The 22,516-nt window shown below is 36.5% G+C and carries 20 protein-coding genes; 6 read left to right on the forward strand and 14 right to left on the reverse strand.

Annotation, left to right across the window (positions count from 1 at the left end; translation table 11 throughout):
• The first annotated feature begins 41 nt into the window (after window positions 1–41).
• Complete coding sequence (locus tag G440_RS0109365; protein ID WP_026451069.1) at window positions 42–2,501, forward strand: ATP-binding protein; 2,460 nt, start codon at window positions 42–44, stop codon at window positions 2,499–2,501.
• A 1-nt stretch (window position 2,502) separates the two neighbouring features.
• Here the strand turns inward: G440_RS0109365 and G440_RS0109370 are convergent, their stop codons facing one another.
• The 8 genes from G440_RS0109370 to G440_RS0109405 all read right to left on the reverse strand — a co-directional run bounded on the left by G440_RS0109370 (window position 2,503) and on the right by G440_RS0109405 (window position 9,336).
• Window positions 2,503–3,879: a sigma-54-dependent transcriptional regulator gene (locus tag G440_RS0109370; protein ID WP_026451070.1), complete on the reverse strand. Its 1,377-nt coding sequence runs from the start codon at window positions 3,877–3,879 to the stop codon at window positions 2,503–2,505.
• A 125-nt stretch (window positions 3,880–4,004) separates the two neighbouring features.
• Window positions 4,005–4,424 carry a hypothetical protein gene (locus G440_RS20670; RefSeq protein ID WP_051285261.1) on the reverse strand — a complete coding sequence of 140 codons (420 nt, stop codon included), beginning with the start codon at window positions 4,422–4,424 and terminating at the stop codon, window positions 4,005–4,007.
• 217 nt (window positions 4,425–4,641) lie between these two features.
• Window positions 4,642–5,043: an alternative ribosome rescue aminoacyl-tRNA hydrolase ArfB gene (gene arfB, locus G440_RS0109380; protein WP_026451071.1), complete on the reverse strand. Its 402-nt coding sequence runs from the start codon at window positions 5,041–5,043 to the stop codon at window positions 4,642–4,644.
• Window positions 5,040–6,563, reverse strand: a complete 1,524-nt coding sequence (locus G440_RS0109385) for a DUF4301 family protein (protein ID WP_026451072.1) — start codon at window positions 6,561–6,563, stop codon at window positions 5,040–5,042. The genes arfB and G440_RS0109385 overlap by 4 nt, the downstream gene beginning before the upstream one ends.
• A gap of 79 nt (window positions 6,564–6,642) precedes the next feature.
• Complete coding sequence (locus G440_RS0109390) at window positions 6,643–7,173, reverse strand: AAA family ATPase (RefSeq protein ID WP_084426689.1); 531 nt, start codon at window positions 7,171–7,173, stop codon at window positions 6,643–6,645.
• The gene (gene pnuC, locus G440_RS0109395) at window positions 7,170–7,808 is read right to left on the reverse strand and encodes a nicotinamide riboside transporter PnuC (protein ID WP_026451074.1); all 639 of its coding nucleotides are present in this window, start codon (window positions 7,806–7,808) and stop codon (window positions 7,170–7,172) included. Before pnuC ends, G440_RS0109390 begins: the two co-directional genes overlap by 4 nt.
• A gap of 196 nt (window positions 7,809–8,004) precedes the next feature.
• Window positions 8,005–8,697, reverse strand: a complete 693-nt coding sequence (locus tag G440_RS0109400) for a phosphoglycerol geranylgeranyltransferase (protein ID WP_026451075.1) — start codon at window positions 8,695–8,697, stop codon at window positions 8,005–8,007.
• Complete coding sequence (locus tag G440_RS0109405; RefSeq protein ID WP_026451076.1) at window positions 8,698–9,336, reverse strand: 4'-phosphopantetheinyl transferase superfamily protein; 639 nt, start codon at window positions 9,334–9,336, stop codon at window positions 8,698–8,700.
• A gap of 104 nt (window positions 9,337–9,440) precedes the next feature.
• On the opposite strand from G440_RS0109405, the gene ahcY reads away from it, so the two are divergent.
• The 3 genes from ahcY (at window position 9,441) to G440_RS0109420 (ending at window position 12,850) form a co-directional block, all read left to right on the forward strand.
• Entirely contained in the window at window positions 9,441–10,757 is a 1,317-nt protein-coding gene (gene ahcY, locus G440_RS0109410) for an adenosylhomocysteinase (RefSeq protein ID WP_026451077.1), read from the forward strand.
• A gap of 133 nt (window positions 10,758–10,890) precedes the next feature.
• Window positions 10,891–12,033, forward strand: coding sequence for a methionine aminotransferase (locus G440_RS0109415; RefSeq protein WP_026451078.1), 1,143 nt, complete (start codon window positions 10,891–10,893; stop codon window positions 12,031–12,033).
• Between the two features lie 40 nt (window positions 12,034–12,073).
• On the forward strand, window positions 12,074–12,850 hold the full coding sequence (locus tag G440_RS0109420) for an amidohydrolase (RefSeq protein ID WP_026451079.1): 777 nt from the start codon (window positions 12,074–12,076) through the stop codon (window positions 12,848–12,850).
• A gap of 14 nt (window positions 12,851–12,864) precedes the next feature.
• Here the strand turns inward: G440_RS0109420 and G440_RS0109425 are convergent, their stop codons facing one another.
• From G440_RS0109425 to G440_RS0109445, 4 genes are all read right to left on the reverse strand, one after another.
• Window positions 12,865–13,059 (reverse strand): DUF2283 domain-containing protein, encoded by a 195-nt coding sequence (locus G440_RS0109425; protein ID WP_026451080.1) that lies wholly within the window; start codon window positions 13,057–13,059, stop codon window positions 12,865–12,867.
• A 118-nt stretch (window positions 13,060–13,177) separates the two neighbouring features.
• On the reverse strand, window positions 13,178–13,321 hold the full coding sequence (locus tag G440_RS21205) for a hypothetical protein (RefSeq protein ID WP_157417913.1): 144 nt from the start codon (window positions 13,319–13,321) through the stop codon (window positions 13,178–13,180).
• A gap of 89 nt (window positions 13,322–13,410) precedes the next feature.
• On the reverse strand, window positions 13,411–15,015 hold the full coding sequence (locus G440_RS0109440; RefSeq protein WP_026451081.1) for an Ig-like domain-containing domain: 1,605 nt from the start codon (window positions 15,013–15,015) through the stop codon (window positions 13,411–13,413).
• Window positions 15,016–15,114: 99 nt separating this feature from the next.
• Entirely contained in the window at window positions 15,115–15,777 is a 663-nt protein-coding gene (locus G440_RS0109445) for a ComF family protein (protein ID WP_026451082.1), read from the reverse strand.
• Between the two features lie 82 nt (window positions 15,778–15,859).
• On the opposite strand from G440_RS0109445, the gene G440_RS0109450 reads away from it, so the two are divergent.
• Entirely contained in the window at window positions 15,860–16,747 is an 888-nt protein-coding gene (locus tag G440_RS0109450) for a hypothetical protein (protein WP_026451083.1), read from the forward strand.
• Window positions 16,748–16,896: 149 nt separating this feature from the next.
• Complete coding sequence (locus G440_RS0109455; protein ID WP_026451084.1) at window positions 16,897–18,435, forward strand: glycine--tRNA ligase; 1,539 nt, start codon at window positions 16,897–16,899, stop codon at window positions 18,433–18,435.
• A 91-nt stretch (window positions 18,436–18,526) separates the two neighbouring features.
• Here the strand turns inward: G440_RS0109455 and G440_RS0109460 are convergent, their stop codons facing one another.
• Both G440_RS0109460 and G440_RS0109465 read right to left on the reverse strand, forming a co-directional pair.
• A complete protein-coding gene (locus tag G440_RS0109460; RefSeq protein WP_157417915.1) occupies window positions 18,527–18,826 on the reverse strand; it encodes a hypothetical protein in 300 nt (99 codons plus the stop codon).
• A gap of 150 nt (window positions 18,827–18,976) precedes the next feature.
• Window positions 18,977–22,462, reverse strand: a complete 3,486-nt coding sequence (locus G440_RS0109465; RefSeq protein WP_026451086.1) for a hypothetical protein — start codon at window positions 22,460–22,462, stop codon at window positions 18,977–18,979.
• Window positions 22,463–22,516 lie beyond the last annotated feature (54 nt).

Raw genomic sequence — 22,516 nt, forward strand, 5'->3', positions numbered from 1 at the left:
CCTTAATACTTCAATTTTAAGATAGTCTTTACATTTGGCCAATGGCCACTTCAAAAAATAGATTTACTTTCAAAATCATTCTTAGTTATTTGTTACTAGGCGCTTTATCCGTGCTTGTGGGTGTGTTTTTATTCTCTGAATTTAAAAACTACACCGCTGCAGTCAATGATTCTAAAGGTGAAAAAAAGTTTATTGAAACAGGAACGCTTATTAATTTACTTTACGAAACAGACGGATTTTCAAGGCTAGCACTTTTAACGGAAAGCGATGAAGATTTTGAGAAGTACACATCAAAAAATGATTCGCTTTTCAAAAAAATAGAAGAGATAAAGTTGCTCGCTATCAACAGTTTTCAAGCAGTACAGCTGGATAGCGTAAAATTTTTACTTGAAGATAAAAATCGAAATATCGAGCAGCTGCGGATTCTGCGGTTAACCAATCAAAAAGATACTTCCCTCGATGACATCATGCGGGAAGTACGTAAATTGGAGTCTTCAGTAGGATTAAACTCCGTGGAATCCTTAGTCCAGAATCCATCAAAATTAAGCAGTAGAGAGCGTAGAGTGTATCAATCTTATGCAGATTATCTCAATAGCGATGCAACACGCGACACCTCAACGGTACGGTCAAAAACCGTAGATTCTATGTTGGCAGCTTCCCGCTATATAGTTGCGGAAGCTAAGAAGGAAAGCTCTCGAATCCGAAAATCCTTAATGCAAAAGGAAAACGAATTGATCCGCAACGATCTTAAAATTTCAGAACGTTTACGGGAAATTATAACAAGTTTCGACAACGAAATTACTAAGAATAACAACTTGGAAAAAGAGCAAAGAGCGCAATCCATGAATAGAACGGGCGAGGTTTTAAAGTTTGCCGGGATCTTAGGCGGGATTGTAGTTTTGTTATTTTCATACTTTATCCTATCCGACTTTTTTAGAGCTGAAAAGTTTAAGAAAAATCTGGAAGATTCGAAGGACTATGCCTTAATGCTTTTGAAAAGTCGCGAACAACTCATTTCCACAGTAAGTCACGATTTAAAGACACCTTTAAATACCATAAGCGGTTATTCAGAATTGTTTGGAAACTCATCACTTACGGAAAAACAGAAGTATTATTTAGGGCAGATTACTTCAAGTTCATATTTTATTTCGCATCTGGTAGATGACTTGCTAGATTATTCAAAACTGGAAGCTGGAAAATTACCGATGGAAAGCATTCCATTTTCATTGGAAAATATTATTGTAGATGCTGGAAACGCAGTAAAACAACAATATCCAGATAAACCGGTAGCATTAAAAATTTCAATTTCTGATAAGATAAAGAACCAGATTTTTGAAAGTGACCCGTTGCGAATTCGGCAGGTTATCAACAACTTAATAGGCAACGCATTTAAGTTTACCGAAAATGGAAGTGTCGAAATAAGAGTTGACGAAGTTGAAAAGAAGGACAAAATTTCCACCGTTCAAATCACTGTCATTGATACGGGAATTGGTATTTCAAAGGAAAAGCAACAGTTAATTTTTAACGAATTTACACAGGCAGAAACTGAAATTGCCCACAAGTTTGGCGGTAGTGGCCTGGGATTGGCTATCTCAAAAAAGCTGACAGAACTTTTAGGCGGAACTTTAAAAGTGGCAAGCGTTCTAGACGAAGGAAGCACATTCATATTAAGTCTCCCCTTAAAAAACTCGGAAAGGATTGCTCCTAAAAATTCTACTGAAACCACCAATTCATTTAGTGGATTAAAAGCAGTTATCATTGATGATGACGATGCCATGCGTTCGCTGTTACAGGAGATTTTTGAACAAATGGATATTACTTCTGGAGCATTTAACAGTTACGCAAATTTTGCATCTGCGGCAAAAGAGACAGACTTTGATTTTGTATTAACCGATATTCAAATGCCCAATACGGATGGTTTTTTTGTTTTAAAAAGCTTAAAAGAAGGCGCCATAGCTTCTTATAAAAACCAGCCAATTATCGCAATGACCGGAAGTAGAGAACACAGCCGGGATTTCTATCTGGAAAAAGGATTTTCTGAAATGCTTCCCAAACCTTTTTCAAAACAGGCCTTGGTTAAAGCCTTAGAGCGGATTTTTTCAGAACAAAAAGGATTTTCTGAAAATTCAGATTTTGAGGAAATAGCTCAAACAGATTCATCCACTTCCGAAGAATTTGATCTTTCTCTTTTAAAATCATTTTTAAACACCCCACAAGCTTTGGAAGAAGTGCTATCAATTTTTGATGTGCAAACAGAAAAAGATTTGCAGCAAATAAAGCAATGTATAGCTGAAAAAGATTTAGAAACTATCAAGGAAATAGCACACCGGATGTTAACCATGTTTAGACAGATAAATGCTAGAAATGTGATTCCGATTCTTGAAAGGATGGAAGAATATGATGAATTTAAAAATGACGCGTATTGGAATAAAGTACAAATAGACCTAGAGAAACTGATATTGAATATAAGGGATTTACAAAAGGCTCTAGAAAACAGATAGCTTAAAGCTCTATTTGATAGTGCTCCAACTTGTTATAAAGCGTTTTACGAGTAATATTCAGCAACTTTGCGGCTTTGGTTTTGTTGAACTCGGCTTCTTTTAAGGCGTTTAGAATTAGTTGCTTTTCATTGCTTTCTTTTGAAAAATCTACTTTTTCTGGTTCCACTTTTTTAGAAAAAAGCACTTCTCTGGGAATTACATCCAATGGAACCAAGGAAGCATTCGTTAGTAAAACAGAGCGTTTTATAACATTTTTCAATTCCCGAAGGTTTCCTGGCCAAGCGTAATTTTTAAAAGCTTCTTCCACTTCTTTTGAAAGTCCCAAAACTTCTTTTCCTAAAGATGCATTTGCTTCAGCCAAAAAGTATTCTATAAAAAGGAATAGATCTTCCTTTCTTTCTTGTAAAGAGGGAATATGGATGGAGAACTCATTCAACCGATGATATAAATCTTCTCGGAATTTCCCGTCAGCAACAGCTTTTAACAAATCCTCATTGGTAGCTGAAAGAATACGGACATCAACTTCAATTTCAGTATTACTTCCAACTGGTTTTATTTTTCGTTCCTGCAAGGCTCGCAGCAATTGTATTTGATTTTCATAGGAAAGGTTCCCTACTTCATCTAAAAAAAGAGTTCCACCGTGAGCGGCTTCAAAATGTCCTTTTTTATCATTTATGGCGCCTGTAAAACTTCCTTTTACGTGACCAAAAAATTCGCTGGCCGCAATCTCCTTCGGAATCGCACCACAATCCACAGCAACAAAACTTTGATTTCTTCTGGAACTAAAATCATGAATCGCTTTTGCAGCAACTTCCTTTCCAGTTCCACTTTCACCTTGAATCAAGACGCACATATCTGTAGGTCCAACGAGCTTTATATATTCATTAAACTTCTTTGAAGACTCACTGATTCCAACAACAAATCTAGGTTGTGATCTTTGTTTAACTGATGAATCTGGCTTCTCTTCTTTTGATTTCGCTTTCAAAAAACCTTTATTCTCAACTGTAAATTCATCATTCTGTTTAGAATCCTCTTCAATAATCATCAACAGCTCCTCAGGTCTAAAGGGTTTGGAAATATAATCTAAAGCACCTTTTTTGATAGCTTTTACCGCAGTATCCACTTCGGCGTAACCCGTCATTAAAATAACTTTTGTTTTTGGAGCAATCTTTTTGGAGTATTCCAACAGCTCAAGCCCTGAGTCATCCGGTAATTTTAGGTCGGTAATTAGAAGATCAAATTGGTTTTCGTCTAAAGCTTTTCGTCCACCCTCCCCAGTAAGGGAAACGCTAACTTCAAAACCCTTCCGTTCAAGGAAAGAGGTGAGCATTTTTCCAAAAGCTGCGTCGTCTTCAATTATGTGTATTTTCTGCGTCATCACATTTTCTAAAAAGGTAAAAATAGTGACTATATGAGAGGCCAATCTCTAAAATTATCACAAAAAAAAGGCATCCAATAATAGGACGCCTTTTTCAGAAGTATTGAATCTAAAATACCTGCAGCTTACTGCTTCTTTAATTCATTTTTAATCCACTCACCTTTTGCATTTGCATATACTGTTGCTTGTTTAGCATCAGCGGTGGCAAGTTCAATTTTATAATCTCCCTGGGCATTCACATAAGCCTTAGAAATAGCGGCTCCGTCAAAATCTGCAGCAACTGCATCTTTCACGGCCTGTGGCAAATCAGCAGACTTTACTTCTTTGTAGTCTTGCACAACATCGGCAGCGGCAACTTCAGTAGCAGCAACTTCTTCTACAGCTGTATTCTCAACATCTTGAGCGGCATCTAAGCGGCTTTCAACTTGAGCTTCAACCGCTGTTTGTGGCTTCTCGTTCATTGCAGTTACTTCTTTGTCAGTTTGTGCGGTTACGGCAGTTAAACCTCCTAATACGATTGCTGCACTTAAAATTAACTTTTTCATAGTTTGTATTTTTTACTAGTTATTATATATGTTTCTAAGTTTGTTTGTTGTCTTGTATATAGAAAAAGTAGTGCCATAGAACAACAATAACCAAAACCAATATTAAAATATTGGTTATCAGTATTTTAGAGAATATATAAGTTTAGTAAACTTTTAAAAAAGTGTGTAAGAAGAAATGAATTCGTGTAAAATTTATACACTTTCTGTATAAATGCTATTAATATTTGGGAGGTTTGCGATTGGCCTTTTTCATAGCGTTTTCTTTTTTAGACTTTAAACGCCGCTCTATGGCACCTTTTGATGGTTTGGTCTTTTTTCGCGGCTTCGCAACTTTTAGGTTTTGTTGAAGAATTTGAATCAATCGCTCAATTACAATAGCTTTGTTTCGGTGTTGACTTCTAGTTTCGCCACATTGGAGCGTTATGAATCCCTCTGAAGAGATTTTTGAAGATAGTTTGTGCCTTAGTCGCTCCTTTTCCCTTTCCGAAAGGGCTTGGGAAGCGTTCAAATTAAACGATACCTCAACTTTTGAAGCCGTTTTATTAACATGCTGCCCGCCAGGACCACTGCTGCGGATGGCTTTAAAACTGAGTTCTGATATTAAGACTTCTATGTTCACTTTGGTTGATGTACTTCGTTTAAAAGATCGTTAACTGTTTTTACAGGATTGAAAGTAATAAGCGGCACTTCTACAAAAATCGTATTCCAGTTTGCCATGGCGCCATTCCACAATCCAGGTAATTCAAGTGCCTTTATAGCTTTTCCCTGATAAGATTTATTCGAAATAAAACCAGTATCAGGATCTGAAAATTCCAAAAGATTGTATTTCACACCTTTGTAGTCGCGAATACCGCAAACTAAATCTACAGGATTAAAATGAGTAGCCATATCAACCAAGGCTTTCTGTTCTGGATTATGAATGTCAATTTGCGACATTTCAACAATTTGATAGGAAAGATTTCCATTTTTGTCTTCTACCAAGAATGGACCACCGCCAGGCGCGCCCGTGTTTTCCACAACGCCACAAATACGGATGGGACGTTCTAGAATTTTTAGCAGCCTTTCCTTATCCACTATAATATTTTGAACATTTAACTCTTCGAAAATAAAACTTGTTATTTCTCGTAACGTTTCTTCAGAAACATTTTCAGAGTGAAGTTTTTCTACAAATCCGAATATTTTCTGTTGAACCGAAATCAGTTTTCCAGCCAACATTTTTTTCTGAAAAGCAATCGTTTCAACATAACTCTCAGAAACTACATTGTCAATATTTTTGATAAAAACGATATCTGCGTCCACATCATTCAAATTCTGAAGCAACGCGCCGTGCCCTGAAGGGCGGAAAAGCAAATCACTATTTTGATCCAAAAAAATTCCATTTTCTGGCGTTGCAGCAATCGTATCTGTTTCTTTTTTCTGAAAGGAATAGGAAATATCGAAATTCACTCCTGTTTTCTTTTCAACAATATGTTCTACATCGTCAAAGCGTTTTTTGAACTTTTCTTCGTGATCTTCAGAAACGGTAAAATGCAGGTTTGATGTTCCATTGGAAGTTGCGTAAAAAGCTGCTTCATATAACTGTTCACCAAAAGCAGTAACGTAGTCTTCTCCATATTTATGAAAAGGAACAAGGCCTTTTGGCGTATTGCTAAAGTTTAAACCAGTCTCTTCAAGCATTTCTTGAACGAACAAATAGTATCTTTTTCCCTTTTTAAAACTGACATAATCGGGATACTTTTCTTCCAATTTTTCTTTTACCAAACCTGAAAAGGCAAAAACATCTATTGAATTAAAGAATGTTCTCAGATCTACATTTTCCTCTTTTTGAAGAAATAAGTCAATGTCTTCATCTGTCTTATAGTTTTCCAAAAACTGATGTAGAAATTTAAACATTCGCGTGGCTGCACCAGAAGCTGGAACAAACTTTAGCAAATCTAAATTGTCTTTCTCCGTTTCAAAAAGATTAACAAAATGCTGTTGCTCTTCTTCCGAAATGAGGTCTATTCCGTTATTTACAGACGCCGCTTCCACTACATTCGCATAAGGAATTCCATCTTTAAATATCTGGAGTTGGGCTCTAACTTTCGCTTCGGAAAGACCGTGTGCTTTTATCTGCTGTATATTTTTTTCAGTAAACATTCTTAATCTAATTTTTGCTCTGTGCCCTCTGTGCCTTTGTGGTGATAATACCACAGAGTCACAGAGGGCACAAAGGTTTCTAATTTTTCAACAGTTGATCAATAATTCCAATCGCTGTATTAAATCGCTCTTCCTCGTTCCCCTTTAATATTCTATAAGGGAAATCCTGTTTTTTTAATTCGGCTTCGAAAATACGAAACATTTCTTCACGATTCTTGGGTCGGTCTCGCAAAATATCAGGCTCCCACGTTGTATCGATATACGTTAAAAGGTAGATGCAATTATTATCCTTCGTTGCTTCATTAATTATTTCTTTAGGACAGAATCCGTCGTAATAATATTCAGAATACACTTTTAGCTCCAACAAGTTCGTATCGCAGATAAGGAGTTTTTCAACCTGTTGTGAAATATCATTTTCCAGTTTTAATTGTCCTTTTGCTATTGGGAGCAGGTCTTCTCTGGCAACCAATTCTTTCTTTAAATCCCACTTTTCTTCAAGGTAAACCCGCATAAATTCAGGCACCCAAGAGGTGCTATAATGCGCTGCCAACTGTTTTGCCAAAGTGGTTTTACCTGTAGATTCGGGGCCGTATAAAACTACTTTTATCAATTGAGCAGACTGGTTTCGGGGATGTTTAAATTTTTCTTCCAAGCGCGATATCCGTAAATGGCAATAATAGTAAATAATACGTACTGAAACGAAGTAAATACGAGTCCTTTATAAAGATAAAGCGGGATAGAGATAACATCTCCAATAATCCAATAAATCCAGTTTTCCACTTTTTTCTTCGCCATTAACCACATTCCCACAAAGAAAATAGCGGTGGTAATTGTATCTACATAGGCCGTCCAACTATTCCATTTGTCAAAAACTTCATAAACGGCGAAAACGAAGATCAAGGTCGCAATGAAAATATAAATGGAAGTCTTATGTTCTTTTTTAGTAGTTCTAGTAATCGGTGTATAATGTGTGTCGTCCACTTTTCGTGTCCATACATACCAACCATAAATACTCATGGAGAAATAATAGGCGTTTATCATCATATCGCCTAAAAGACCATAGATAGCGAGTATATAAACAAAAATGGCAGTACTGATAATGCCAGTTGGATACACCCAAATGTTATCCTGTTTGGCGTACAAAACACTCAGAAATCCAAAGAAAACACCAATAATTTCCAAGACTATCAAATAGGTTGGAATATCATTATACTGCGCAAAAAACCAATCAAAAATAGCGTTCATCTGAGGTTTGCTAAGGTTTTAATTTTTCTTCAATTTATTCAAAATTACGATTATATAGATATTTCCATCTAAGGCGGTCAGGCGCTTTACAGTTGCTTGTTTGAAGTTGCACGACACATGTTTCAAGTTGCAAAATTTAGTTATTTGAAATTTAATGAAATTTGAATTTTGTTATTTGGGGCTTGAATTTTGGAATTTACTCATAGGCCGTTCCCATTACAACCATATCTGCGCCGGACTTATATGCGTTTTGTTTTTGCGCTTCTGTTTTGATCCCTCCTCCAACAATTAAAGGGATTTTTATCGCTCTTCTTACTTCAGAAATAATTTCAGGCTTAACGGGAAACTTAGCACCACTGCCCGCTTCCAGATAAATGAGTTTTGCGCCCATAAATTGTCCGGCTAGTGCCGTGTGCACAATTTTTTCAATATCTTCTTGCGGAAGCGGTTCGGTCTTCGTCACTTTTGAAACTGCAGAATCATTGCCGCCATCAATCAAAATATAACCTGTGGGAATAATCTCCAACGCTGAATCTTTCAATTTCGAAATGGATTTTATTTGTTGTCCAATTAAGTATTCCGCATTTCTTCCAGAGAGCAAGGTTAAAAATAAAAGCGCATCTGCAAGTGGTGTAATATGTGAATGATCACCCGGAAATAGAAAAATGGGAAGCTTTGTTTCTGTCTTCAATGCTCTTACCGTTTCTTCAGTTTCGTCATTTGCCACAATACTTCCACCAACAAAAAGATGCGTGGTTTCTTTCGGAATTATATTTAAAAATGCTTTTACTTCAGAAATATCAAACTTATCGGGGTCAATCAAAATGCTAAGTAGCTTCTCCCTTTTGGAAATTAATTTCAGAAAAGAGTTGTAGAAAATTCCTTCCATCTAACTTTTCTCGGCAATAAGAGCATAGGCACAAGTAAAATCTTCAAATTCAAGAAAATCTATATTATACTTTGCTTCTATGTTTCCATAAGTTACAGTTGCAGTAGTTCTATTGTCTTCCATCGAGAATTCATCAACATCTATATGCTGTAAAAAACTCACGCCTTTTTCAGAAAAACTCTTATAAAGCGACTCCTTTGCGCACCAAACTATGGTAAGTTTTCGCATCAAGGCATCATCATTTGCCATGGTTCGGTATTCTTCAATGGGGGTGAATTTATGTGCGATTCTAAGAATTTTATTTCGCTGTTTTTCTATGTCAATCCCCACTTCAAAATCACTGATAATTATAGCCGAAAAGTTAAAGGAATGTGTAATAGATATATGTTTATCGCCGGTTAGATGCGGCTTTCCATTTTCATCATAATACAAATCATGATCTGTAAACCCTTCCAAAGCCATCAAATGCCGGATACTCATAAACCCGCGACGGTGTAAGTCGCTTTTCATATTTTCAACTCTTCTAGAACATTTTTTAGTGAGGAAAATTCCTTCCGAAAGTGCTTCGAAAGATTCTTCAATCTTCCAAATGAAGACTTTAGTGCTTGGGTTGATTGTTATAGTTTTGTAAAGTGGCATAAATTCTTAAAGGATATTTTGTACTTTTGCAGACTTAAAATATAATTCAAAATTAGTTAATAACAACGAGTTTCCCGCCCTCGCGGGAATAAAAATAAATTTTTATGTCAACTAAAACTGTGCCTTATACGGCTTTTAAAGTAAAAGATATTTCTCTGTCAGACTGGGGAAGAAAAGAAATTGAGCTTGCCGAGGCAGAGATGCCAGGGCTTATGAGTCTTCGTGAAGAATACGGAAAAGAGCAACCTTTGAAAGGCGCGCGCATTGCTGGATGTCTTCATATGACAATCCAAACCGCTGTTTTAATTGAAACATTGCAAGCTTTGGGAGCCGAAGTTACTTGGAGTTCTTGTAATATATTTTCAACGCAAGATCAGGCAGCTGCGGCTATCGCAGCAACAGGAACTGCTGTTTATGCTTGGAAAGGTTTGAGTGAAGAAGAATTTGAATGGTGTATTGAACAAACTCTTTTCTTTGGCGAAGACCGCAAGCCATTAAACATGATTCTTGACGACGGAGGCGATTTAACCAATATGGTTTTGGACAAATATCCAGAGCTTGCCGCTGGCGTAAAAGGTATTTCTGAGGAAACTACCACTGGCGTTCACAGATTATACGAACGTGTGAAAAAAGGAACTTTGCCAATGCCTGCTATTAATATTAACGATAGCGTTACCAAAAGTAAATTCGATAATAAATACGGATGTCGCGAAAGTGCCGTGGATGCAATCCGCCGCGCAACGGACGTGATGCTTGCAGGAAAACGTGTTGTAGTTTGCGGTTATGGTGATGTTGGTAAAGGAACTGCAGCTTCATTTAAAGGTGCGGGAAGTATCGTTACAGTTACTGAAATTGATCCAATCTGTGCTTTACAGGCTGCAATGGACGGTTTTGAAGTGAAAAAATTAGAAACTGTTGTTAAAACAGCGGATATCGTTATTACTACTACTGGAAATAAAGATATTATCCGTCCCGAGCATTTTGAAGCGATGAAAGACAAAACCATTGTTTGTAATATTGGGCATTTTGACAATGAAATTGCGGTTGCTTGGCTGAACAATACCCACGGAAACACAAAAGTGGAAATAAAGCCTCAGGTTGATAAATATACTATTGACGGGAAAGATATCATCCTTCTTGCTGAAGGACGTTTGGTAAACCTTGGTTGCGCCACTGGCCACCCAAGTTTTGTAATGAGTAACTCGTTCACAAACCAAACGCTAGCTCAAATTGAACTTTGGAAAAATAGTGACAACTATGAAAACGAAGTTTATATGCTTCCAAAACATTTAGATGAAAAAGTTGCAAAACTTCACCTCGAAAAAATTGGAGTTGAGCTTACTGAGCTTTCAAAAGAACAAGCCGATTATATTGGTGTAACTGTTGAAGGGCCATTTAAGCCTGAATATTACAGATATTAGACTTGAGACATTAGATTTAAGACTAAAACCCTTGCAGTGATGTGAGGGTTTTTTTGTTGATGACATTTAATTTTCACAACGCAATAATTATTATTACTTTAAGGGAATGAATTTTTCATAAACACTGTATCGAATGATTAAAAATTCCAAACTACCGAACATCCCAACCTCCATCTTTGCCAAAATGAGCAAAATGGCGGCAAACCATAATGCCCTAAACCTCTCACAAGGTTTTCCAAACTTCCCCAGTGATCCTGCTTTAAATGCCTTAGTGGATCAAGCTATGCGCGATGGATTTAATCAATACGCCCCGATGGCTGGCGATTTTGAACTGCGCATGGAGATTTCAGAAAAGATTGAAAACCTTCATAATCATTTCTACAATCCTGACACCGAAATCACAATTACCGCAGGAGCAACACAGGCAATTTATACGATAATCGCAGCAACAATTTCCAAAGGGGATGAAGTAATCATCTTCACTCCAGCTTACGACTGCTATGCGCCAACTGTGGAATTATTCGGCGGAAAAATTGTTCCTATTCAATTGAAGCCACCTTTTTATGGCGTGGATTGGCAGGAAGTTGCCGATAAGATTAGTTCAAAAACCAAAATGATAATCATCAATTCTCCGCACAACCCAAGCGGAACCCTTCTTACCAAAGATGATATGTTGGAATTACAAGACTTGGCAGAAAAAAATGATTTGTTGGTTTTGAGTGATGAAGTTTATGAACATATTATTTTTGATGGAAATATACATCAAAGCGTTTCAAGATTTAAAGCCTTGGCAGAACGCAGTTTTATAACCGCCTCCTTTGGTAAAACCTTTCACAATACCGGTTGGAAAATGGGCTATTGCGCCGCACCGAAATATTTGATGAAAGAGTTTCAGAAAGTCCATCAATTCGTGGTTTTCTGTGTAAATTATCCTTTTCAAAAAGGCTTTGCGACTTATTTGAAAGATGCCAATCACTATTTAAAACTTTCGGATTTCTATCAACAGAAGCGGGATTTCTTTCTACACTTAATGAAAGGTTCTAATTTCAAAATAATTCCTTCCAAAGGCACTTATTTTCAAATGCTGGATTTTTCTGAAATTTCAAATGAAAGTGATATCACTTTTGCGGAACGACTTACGAAAGCGCATAAAATAGCGACTATTCCAACTTCTGTTTTTAATGAAGGGAAAAGGGATTTTAAACAAATAAGAGTATGTTTTGCGAAAACGGATGAAACATTGGCGGAAGCGGCAAAAATATTAAAGGAACTATAAATTTTTTTAATCTATTGAAACTGTAATTTTAAAAGAAAAGATGGAAGAGAATTTAAAAGTAACAATCATTCAAAGTGAATTGCACTGGGAAGATGCAGCAGCCAATAGGCAGCTATTTTCGAAGAAATTCCAAAAGATTGAAGGGGAAACAGATTTGATAATTCTACCCGAAATGTTTTCAACAGGATTTTCAATGAATGCTGAAAATCTTGCGGAATCGAATAATGGGGAAACATTACATTGGCTTATTTCCGAAGCAAAAAAACATCAAACTGCCATTACAGGAAGTGTGATTATTTCCGAAGATAATCAGTTTTACAATCGGCTTTATTTTGTTTTTCCTGACGGAAGTTATGAGAAATATGATAAAAAGCACACTTTCACGCTCGCCAGAGAAAACGAGACATATACCTCAGGAAAGGAACGTATCATCGTAAATTATAAAGGCTGGAAAATTTGTCCGCTGGTTTGTTACGATTTACGGTTTCCAGTTTGGGCAAGAAATACTGAAGATTATGATGTATTGATTTACGTGGCAAATTGGCCAAAAGTGCGCACGCTGGCTTGGGATACTTTGTTGCGTGCAAGAGCTATCGAAAACATGACCTATTGCATTGGTGTAAACCGAGTAGGCTTTGATGGCAATAAACACGAATACGTGGGCCATTCCGCTGTTTATGATGTTTTAGGTAAGCAAATTTCTACTTCTGCCTTTGACGAATTTATTGAAACCGTAATACTAGAGAAAAAACACATTGAAACTAACCGACGTCATTTTCAATTTTTAAATGATCGGGATCAATTCAAAATTATATAAAAACATATTTGGCTTTATGCCACTTCATAAACCATTTTTAAAGGATCTAAAGTATTTTTGGAGGCATTCAAGACTTCAATGCCCACAAGTTTGCCATCTGCGTCATAGTCAATAATGACTCCGTTTTTAGATTCGATTGACTCTTCTACTTTAGATTCACTTATTTGAATATACAAAATATCCACAGCTTTATCATATCTAACTTTCATCTGTTCCGTATTTATTGATCTTTGAAGTTTTATAGGCTGTCTTTATAACCGCAGGATCTGTACTTTTTGAAATAAAAACCCGATACATATATGCACCTACAACTTTCTGATGTATTACTTAATCATCATTTTCTTCAATTATTTTATCTGGATCTGTAATTACCAAATGCATTATCTCCATTGAAATAGAACGTATTTCTATTTGCAGCATGGAATGATTTGAGAAAACATATTTCACTATTCCTGAAAGGTTTCTTACCAAAGATAATCAATTTTAAAACTAATAAAGTTTTAAAACATCTTGAAACTTAAAAGCGCAGTTGACTTCAGATTTCAACATTCAGGATTGCGTTATTTTAACCTAAAAATCTCATTTAAACTCCAATTGGCCCGAACCTCGATTTGTGAAGGATAATAGATAATTTTTTCAGGCTGCATTCTGTTTAAGAAACTACCTGTATCCCACATTCCATTATGGTTGTCATCATAAATTATTCGAAGGTAATATTTATCGGGTGTCAGTTCATCAAAATATAAATCTTTGTTTTCCGTAAGGTAGTCTTCGGCTACAACATTGTATTTACTATCGAGTATTTGCACTATAATTGGAAAGTGATCTACATTTTCCAAAGTTAAACCCAATGTTCCATAGTCAGAATTTAGCCGCGTGCTTAGATTAAAATAAAGGGTGTCATTCGTTTTCTCGAAAAAATCGGTCAGAGCACCAGGAAAGAGCTGCACATTATAGCTTTGATCTTCTTCCTTTGGAAAAAACAGCTCTACCCAATTATATTCTTTGTTCAACTTTATAAATGGCTCAACCAGTGAGGAATCCTTAGCCATTATCTGGAATTTTTCGGGATCAAAGGAAACCAGAGGAATATTTGCACGCAACTTAAAGGTGTCTTTCAGTTTTATTGTTCCTGTTTTTATTGCTGAAATATTCAGCGAATCATTGTAAAACTCACGCATCCGCACCAAGGCCGTATCAATTCTATTTCCATTCGAAACTTTAAAAATAAGGGAATCAGTTTCTATCGAAGGTTTAAACCAATAGTGGAGAGTATCTTTTTTTTCATCCTTAAAAAATGTAGAGGAATATTCATTGGGAACCTCAGAAAGAACTTCAATATCCATGCTATCGGCGCGACCACTGTAACCAAAGAGAATCTGATTTTTGCCAACAAGACTTGGACGTGCCAATCTATAATCGGGCATTTCCTTAAAAAGGGTAATTGAATATGTGGTATCAGTGGGGATAGAAACAAGGTCGTTTACAAATCCGATTTTGTCATTCTGTGGTTGAAAAGTATAATCGTTATCTTTCTCCTTCAAGGCAATCATTAAATAGTTACCTTCCTTTAAGTTCGTGAGTTCAAACGTACCTGTAGAGTCTTTTGTAACAGTCAGATAAGTGGGTTTTTCAGAATAAACCAAAGAATCCTGAAAATCCTCATTCACTTCATAAAGCATTACTGCCGTTGGAATTTCTGGAGTAACAAGTTGCACATCACTTACCCTTCCCGAAACTTTTAAACTGTCAATATAACTTCCCGTGGAGAAAATATATTTGAAATACTCGAATGGATTTTCCTCATTATTGTCCACGATACTGTTTCCGAAGTTAAAAGAATACGTGGTATTAGGTTTTAAGGTATCCAATATTTTTATTTTCAGCGATTTAGAAGTGCTGAGCGGTGTTATAGTTGGAGCATATTTCATAGGAGGCGAAATAATCAACTCCTTGGTAAGGTTTTTTAGCTTTATATATTCGTCAAAGCGAATTTCTATTTCGTTTCCGGTAAAATTGGTGCTAAAGTTTTCGGGGCTACTCCTCACAATAATTGGTGGAATGCTATCTCGTGGGCCACCAGATGGCGTTCCCTTCTTTGCGCAATCCACAAAAGAAAGCATAAACAATAATGCAATGGGTATATAAAGGAGGCGATGTTTCAAGATGAGGACTTAGCTATGTTTTATAAAAAATTAATTGGATAGTTTCTTTAAGATTCTCCAAAATTAAACAAATAAGCATTAACGATAAGCAATAACTTTTTAGGTTGTTGCAATTGTTGCTATACTTATTTTCACATTTTCTGCTTTCAGCAATTGCAGCGCACATTTTTCCAAGGTGGCGCCGGTGGTAATTATATCATCCACCAATAGAAGGTGTTTATTTTTAATTTCATCCAAATTCTGAATTGAAAAGACTTCCTCAGTCTCAAAACGAAGAATTCGTGTTTTAAAGGCCTGTGAGCCCGACTTAGATATCTTTATCAAGATATCATCGCGATAAGGTACCTTCAAGGCCAAAGCCAATTCTTTTCCAAAGCCTTCCACTTGATTAAATCCGCGTTTTTTCAATTTCTGTTTGTGCAAAGGCACTGGAATTATCATTTCTATATTTTTATAGGATTCCAATTCTGCCAGTTCAGCTCCCAGCCATTTTCCGAAGAAAGAACTAACTTCCTTTCTTCCTCGATATTTTAAACTGTGCAACAATTCTTGGGTCAGTCCTCTTTTTTGAAACTGGACCAAAGCGGTTGCATTTTCTACTAAAAACCTTCCATAAAACTTATCCTTTAACATTTCACTCCCTGTTTTGTGAAATGCAGCCATCGGAAGTGAGTGGATACAGTCCATACAAAGAACATCCTCTCCTTTGACAAGCAGCGCTTTACAACCTACACAAACCTTAGGAAAGAGAAGATTTAACATATTTTAAGAATTTTTACCATTTTATAAACGTTTGTTAAAGAAATACCTGCCTACTTTTACCAACTAACTTAACTTTTTAATAATGAATACTGAAAACGAAAATAACAGCGGCAAATTTAAGATCCTTATTGGGGTTCTTTCTGTATTGCTGATCGCCTTGGCGGTATACACAGTTACATTGTTTAATGATAGTAAAAATACGGTTTCAAATCTTGAGATGCAAAAAGCCGACATTGAGCAAGAATTAGAAGGTTTAATCGCAAACTATGACGAAGTAATAAAAGACAATGAATTAAAGGATAAAGACCTACTTTCGGCTCGTGAGCGAATTACCGTTCTTTTAGATTCAGTTAAAGATATGAAAGCCAATGTAGGTTTAATTGAAAGGTATAAATCTGAAGTGGGCAGGTTAAAACAAGAACGCTCCATGCTCTTCAAACGTGCAGATAGTTTAATAGCAGCAAATAAAAGGCTTGCTATGGAACGTGATAGCACCTCAACCGAACTGGAAAACTCCCGCATGGTTGTAGATTCAGTTAGCCAAGAAAATATGGCTATGAATGAACGAATTAAGGAAGGCTCCATTGTAAAAGCTACAGATCTTCGTGGAGAAGCCGTTATCATTAGGAATAGTGGAAAAGTAGTTGACACCAGAAGATCAAGTAGAGCCGATAAAATAAGGGCTTGCTTTACCTTAGCACCTAATTCAATTGCTAGAAAAGGAGATAGACTTTTATATCTTCAAGTTATCAACCCAAAAGATAAGATGATGGGCGATAATACTGTAAAGCAATTTGAAGATACAAACCTTAATTACAGCGCCTCAACGAATGTTTTTTATGAAGGCAATGAGTTGGATGTTTGTATTCTTGTCAATGCTTTAGAGATAGACCTTGTGGAAGGAAAATATACCATCAATCTTTTTGATGGGGAAAACCAAATTGGTACAACTACCATGGAATTGAAATAACAGATTTTTAAACCATCAGCTATAAATAGTTGGTGTTTAAAAATCTGAAACTAAAAACCCTCAAAAGCCTAAATTGGTTTTTGAGGGTTTTTTAAGTTTATTTGTCATTCTGGCTTTGGGAGTTGGGGGGACTTTCCTATTTTTGCGACATGGCAAACAACGAAGATCAATTTAAGAAAGTAGTCTCCCATGCAAGGGAGTACGGTTATATTTTTGCATCAAGTGAGATTTATGACGGGCTAAGCGCTGTTTACGACTATGCTCAAAATGGTGTTGAACTAAAGAAAAACATTCGTGAATATTGGTGGAGAAGTATGGTATATATGCACCAAAATATTGTGGGGATAGATTCCTCCATATTGATGCATCCCACCACTTGGAAAGCCTCTGGCCACGTTGATGCTTTTAACGATCCGTTGATAGACAACAAAGATTCCAAAAAACGCTATCGCGCAGATGTGTTGATTGAGGATTATGCCGAAAAAATTTATCAAAAAGCCCAAAAGGAAATTGCCAAGGCCAAGAAGCGTTTTGGTGATAGTTTTGATGAGCAAGAATTTATAACTACCAATCCACGCGTTGTAAGATATCTTGAAGAACAACGCTCCATTTTGGAACGGATGGGACGCTCCTTAGAAAAAGAAGATTTAGCAGATGTTAAAGCTTTAATTGAAGAGTTGGAGATTGCAGATCCAGATACGGGTTCAAAAAACTGGACCGATGTACGTCAGTTTAACTTGATGTTTGGAACTAAATTGGGCGCCTCTGCAGAAAGTGCCATGGACCTTTACCTTCGTCCAGAAACTGCGCAAGGTATTTTTGTAAACTTCCTAAACATTCAGAAAAGTGGAAGAATGAAAGTTCCTTTCGGAATTGCACAAACTGGAAAAGCTTTTAGAAACGAAATAGTTGCACGACAGTTTATCTTCCGTATGCGGGAGTTTGAACAAATGGAAATGCAATTTTTTGTTCGTCCTGGCGAAGAATTAAAATGGTATGAATACTGGAAGGAAACCCGCTTAAAATGGCACCTTTCCTTGGGAATGGGTGAAGAAAACTACCGTTTCCACGATCACGAAAAAATGGCGCATTATGCCAATGCAGCTACAGATATTGAATTCGATTATCCATTCGGTTTTAAAGAATTGGAAGGAATCCACTCTCGAACCGATTTCGATTTAAAAGCACACGAAAAATTTTCCGGAAAAAAACTACAATTTTTTGATCACGAATTGAACGAAAGCTATGTCCCTTATGTGGTTGAAACTTCCATTGGGTTAGACAGAATGTTCCTTGCCGTGATGAGCAATTCGCTTCAAGATGAAACTTTAGAAGACGGAAGCGTACGTACGGTTTTAAAATTACCTGCTATTCTAGCTCCTGTGAAAGCAGCCGTTTTACCTTTAGTTAAAAAAGACAGCCTTCCAGAAATAGCACATAAAATTATTGATGACCTCAAATGGGATTACAATGTTGTTTATGACGAAAAGGACGCCGTAGGAAGACGTTACAGACGCCAAGATGCCGCGGGAACACCTTTCTGCATTACGGTGGACCATCAAACCATAGAAGACAACACAGTAACTATACGTTATAGAGACACTATGGAACAAGAACGGATTTCTATTGAAGAAATCTCAGAGAAAATGAAGGAAACCATTTCATATAAAAACTGGCTTTCCAAATAATTTTTTTAAGTGGTTAATTCTATTTTTCCAAAAAGGAGGATATTAATTTATCCTTCTTTTTTTATGCCTTAAAACAGATGGACAATGTACCTTATTCTGCTCTATCTTTTATTTCGGTGATTTCCACTGGGGCAGCTTTTTCACATCTATTCATTCTTCTTAGCCAAGTGAGTTTTACCCATATTGTTTTCTCATCCGTTGAAAACTTTTGATCTAAATTTATAGGATCTACATAATAGAAATCCTTTTCCCCATCTTTTAACTGAATGGTATATTCACAATCGTCAGCAAGATCTGAATAAACGATTCTTCCCGGTAAATAACCTGCGGCCATCATTTTCTCACCTTCCGCTTTTTGAGCTTCTATTTCTGCATCTTTATTAGTTTCCATAGTTTTTGACGAATTTTGGATGGTTCCGCAAGAAAAAATGATCGCAGAAAAAATTAAGAGTCCTGACTTTAAAAGCATAATTTAAGGTTTTGAATGAGTTATGAAGATACGAAAAAGTGCAACAGCTCTTTTAAGATTTGGATTTTATTTCTAGAAATACGCTCGCAACTGAACGCTTCCTGTATGTACCGTTTTGGTTGTTTCGCTCTTTCTTCCGAAATAGGAGATATTGGCGTCTAAATATTTTGTTATTCGTTTTTGAAAAAGTGCTCGCCACGTAAAATTGGTTCCCGGCTGTAATCCTTCCAACATTTGATATGCCACAGGTGAAAAAGGATTTCCTTCAAATTTATTATCGATATAATTGAACTCGCCGCTCATCGAAATCTTTTCGGCATTGGTGTAAGCAAAAGAAAATCCAAGGGTTTGCTGGTTTAGTTTTTCCATATTTCCAAGTTGATTATCTTGGTTTGCAAATTCATAGAAAAAATCAAAACGCGTACTTTGATTAAGTAAATACGAAATCTTTGGATTTAGTTCATAAGAATCTAGGAGATAATTTCTACTCGCAAAACTTTCCGAAACACTTTCCGTACTTCCGGTAGCTCCCTTAAAATTTAACAACCAACTTTCCTGAAACTTATGATTGAAATTCAATTGATGGCTTTTCAACTCATTTCGTTGTAAACCCACTGCGAGCAAGTTATCGCTGGATGTGGAAATAAAAGTATAACTCGTTGTAAAACGCTGCTTGCCTCGATTAAAAAACAAAGCATTTCTAAAATTTAGCGTTAATCCCAACTGATCATCTCCGCCGTCTTGAAAAGGATTTATATTAAAACCATCGTTTTTTCGCTTTACTTTCCTATCCAAAACATAGGAAGTTTGATTGTAGAAATGGGACAGCAACTTCTTAAATCCTTCTTTATCAGACCATTTTTGCGGATTCAAAGTGAGAATTTGACTGAATTTATTTTGTCTAATCTTTAAAAATATCTGGTTAGGAAGCAATATGCGAATATATTCTGCCATATCCTGAAATTGGGCAACCTCAAACTCTTCCAACTCCTGAATTCCGTTGTTGTTATAGTCAATCCACGTATAAACGCCCTGTCCAGGTTCGGTTTTCACATACGTAAACTCTTGCTGAGGAATCACTCCATTATTAGATTCCAAGGCCGTATTCCAACGAATTCCTCCATCAAACAAGGCTTGGTTATAGATTATCCGGGAATTTAAGGAACGTTCAATTTTACGTTTGTCCGCCAAATTATCAGGGGAATTATTTGGATAAAACCCGCTCTCAGACCTTGGCTCATACTTCAATGTTCTGTAGTTCGCAAAGGCCGAAAGCTGCGTGTTTTCCGTATTTATAAGTTTCGACTTTAAATAAAAAGTGTTTGAGGAGTTCACTTTTTGAAGCAGATTATTCCGAACACTATCATTCACCCGAAATTGATAGCCGGCTTCCACAAAAACTTTGGTGCTATCGCCAACACCTGTAAAAATTTCAAACGCACTGAATTTTTGACTTACAGGCGAAATACTATCCTTAGAAACATCTCTTATTTGATTATTTTCTATCGCGACCTTTCCCCCTACCCAAGCTTTATCAAAAGAATATGTGGTGGTGTTATTTATTCTGAAAAATTTAGAAGAAATAGTATCTGCCTTACTATCCAGAAAACTTGCATAAGTTCTAAATTTCAACTTTTTCAAATTTATTTCCGAAGCGATTACATTTCGGGTTCCGTTGAAATTTTCAGAATAATTCAAGTTTTGAAATTCATAACGTCCGCCACCGATTTTAGGATGGGAAACCTCAACTCCAGAAATTATAAAACTTTGATTTCCCATTGGATTAATGAGGTTCCAATCACGGTTAAACTCAACGTTGTAAAGGCGCTCAATAGTTTTAAAATTCTTCTGCACAAAATCTAGAGATCCAAATGCTTCTACCTTTAATGTATCTTCCGTGGTTAGAACACGTTGCTTAAAAGCTAATCTTCCGGCGAAACCGTCATTATTGTCATTGTCAATATCACTAAAGAGATTGAGGTCGTTTTTACTTCCAGCAACTTCAAAATCGATTTGTGTTTTTTCTGAAGGATGAAAACTCCCATTCAGACCTCCAACTTGTAGTTTTATTGGGGCATTCAATCTAATTACGGGTTCATAATTCCCTTGTTGCACCCCATTAATAGGTGCCACATATTCAAAAATCCGACTGATCGTGTTATTATCTCCTATCACATAATTTCCGTTGTTATTGCCAACAAGTGTAAAACGAACACTAAAAAGTTCGTCTTCAGGATTACTTGAAAAAACAAAAGCTTCAATCCCACCTATAATTTCCTTTTTATACAAAATCTTATTCTCAGAATAAGTATCGGGAACCGCCGAAGGAGCGGTCATTAAATCTGGATCATCACCAGCAGCTTTTAAAATAGCGACTTGTTCTTCAGAAAGATTTTGCTGAAGCGGTTGGTTTTTTGCATCGTTTTCAGAATACACATATACGCCCAAATCCAAATTATCACTAGAATAATTTCCACCGCCATAGCCAATGAAACGCGTATAACTTCTATCGGTATATTGATATTCCACGGAAATACGCATATTGCTCGTTATGGGATAGGTTGGGTTGAATTTTATTTCACCCGCATTATAATCAATTACATAGTCTTCATTTTCGCCGCGCTTTAAAAGTAGCCCGTTTACATAAACCTTTTCACTTCCGGAAACCACCAAAATATAAAGTTCACCATTGGGGCCAACCAATTTATAAGGTCCTTGATTTCCTTCTTGCCCTAAAAATTCACTTTTTGAAAACACGCCACGTACCAATGCACCCGAAGCAAAAGCGGAAATTTTGGAACCGTCTTCATTGGTGACTGTTCCACCAAGTGAAATCCCTTGTACTTTTTTAGTAAACCTTCCGAAATAACTGTTGTTGTTTTGCAAATCAATATCGCCAGCGCGAATGTTCCAATTCTCACCAAAAAGTTCAATAAATATTTGATCAAACTCATTCAAGCTTTGTGAATACCCACCTTCCTGTGTAGGAATGTTCGCATCTTGAATAGAAGCCCGAATAGAAACCTTATCGCTTAATTTTCCAGTGATTTGCAAATCCAGTTCCGAATTAACAACTGCGTTTTGATTGTTTCCTATAGTAATTCCGCGTGATATGCTTCCTGAAGTGTTTAAGCCATCAAAAGGGGTGAAAGTGTTTTTATTGGTACTTTCCTCAAGCGAATAAAGTTTATCAATCCTCCCCGTATTTTCAACGATAATCTTCGGATCGAGCGCGAAATACTCACGCGTTAAAAAATCTGGATAACGTAAATATTGAACGATAAGTGAATCTTGCTGTTGCTGTAATTCTTCGGAAAAAATAATAATCCCTTTTTTAAAGTCTATTCTATAGCTAAACGGATCTTGGGAATTTCCTTCTTTATCAAGGACAGCGAACTTTTTGGGATTGATACTAACACTGTCTAATACGACTGTATCGGTTACGGCAACTCTTTTTTCTCGATAATTTGAAGCTGCACCCGCCGGATGGAGCGTATTATCCTGCGCATAGCCAACAGCTACAACAAAAAAGAAAAGGATAAGAGAGTATAACTTCATCAACTATAAAACTAAACACTTCGGTTTTTATTTTGTAGGATATCTTTTGATAAC

Origin of the sequence: Aequorivita capsosiphonis DSM 23843 (genome assembly GCF_000429125.1) — a bacterium.
Lineage (GTDB): Bacteria > Bacteroidota > Bacteroidia > Flavobacteriales > Flavobacteriaceae > Aequorivita > Aequorivita capsosiphonis.

Excerpts from the sequence above, each read along its gene's own strand:
- G440_RS0109365 (WP_026451069.1), top strand. The coding sequence starts at position 42 with ATGGCCACTTCAAAAAATAGATTTACTTTCAAAATCATTCTTAGTTAT.
- G440_RS0109370 (WP_026451070.1), bottom strand. The coding sequence starts at position 3,879 with ATGACGCAGAAAATACACATAATTGAAGACGACGCAGCTTTTGGAAAA.
- G440_RS20670 (WP_051285261.1), bottom strand. The coding sequence starts at position 4,424 with ATGAAAAAGTTAATTTTAAGTGCAGCAATCGTATTAGGAGGTTTAACT.
- G440_RS0109385 (WP_026451072.1), bottom strand. The coding sequence starts at position 6,563 with ATGTTTACTGAAAAAAATATACAGCAGATAAAAGCACACGGTCTTTCC.
- pnuC (WP_026451074.1), bottom strand. The coding sequence starts at position 7,808 with ATGAACGCTATTTTTGATTGGTTTTTTGCGCAGTATAATGATATTCCA.
- G440_RS0109400 (WP_026451075.1), bottom strand. The coding sequence starts at position 8,697 with ATGGAAGGAATTTTCTACAACTCTTTTCTGAAATTAATTTCCAAAAGG.
- G440_RS0109405 (WP_026451076.1), bottom strand. The coding sequence starts at position 9,336 with ATGCCACTTTACAAAACTATAACAATCAACCCAAGCACTAAAGTCTTC.
- ahcY (WP_026451077.1), top strand. The coding sequence starts at position 9,441 with ATGTCAACTAAAACTGTGCCTTATACGGCTTTTAAAGTAAAAGATATT.
- G440_RS0109415 (WP_026451078.1), top strand. The coding sequence starts at position 10,891 with ATGATTAAAAATTCCAAACTACCGAACATCCCAACCTCCATCTTTGCC.
- G440_RS0109420 (WP_026451079.1), top strand. The coding sequence starts at position 12,074 with ATGGAAGAGAATTTAAAAGTAACAATCATTCAAAGTGAATTGCACTGG.
- G440_RS0109425 (WP_026451080.1), bottom strand. The coding sequence starts at position 13,059 with ATGAAAGTTAGATATGATAAAGCTGTGGATATTTTGTATATTCAAATA.
- G440_RS0109445 (WP_026451082.1), bottom strand. The coding sequence starts at position 15,777 with ATGTTAAATCTTCTCTTTCCTAAGGTTTGTGTAGGTTGTAAAGCGCTG.
- G440_RS0109450 (WP_026451083.1), top strand. The coding sequence starts at position 15,860 with ATGAATACTGAAAACGAAAATAACAGCGGCAAATTTAAGATCCTTATT.
- G440_RS0109455 (WP_026451084.1), top strand. The coding sequence starts at position 16,897 with ATGGCAAACAACGAAGATCAATTTAAGAAAGTAGTCTCCCATGCAAGG.
- G440_RS0109460 (WP_157417915.1), bottom strand. The coding sequence starts at position 18,826 with ATGGAAACTAATAAAGATGCAGAAATAGAAGCTCAAAAAGCGGAAGGT.
- G440_RS0109465 (WP_026451086.1), bottom strand. The coding sequence starts at position 22,462 with ATGAAGTTATACTCTCTTATCCTTTTCTTTTTTGTTGTAGCTGTTGGC.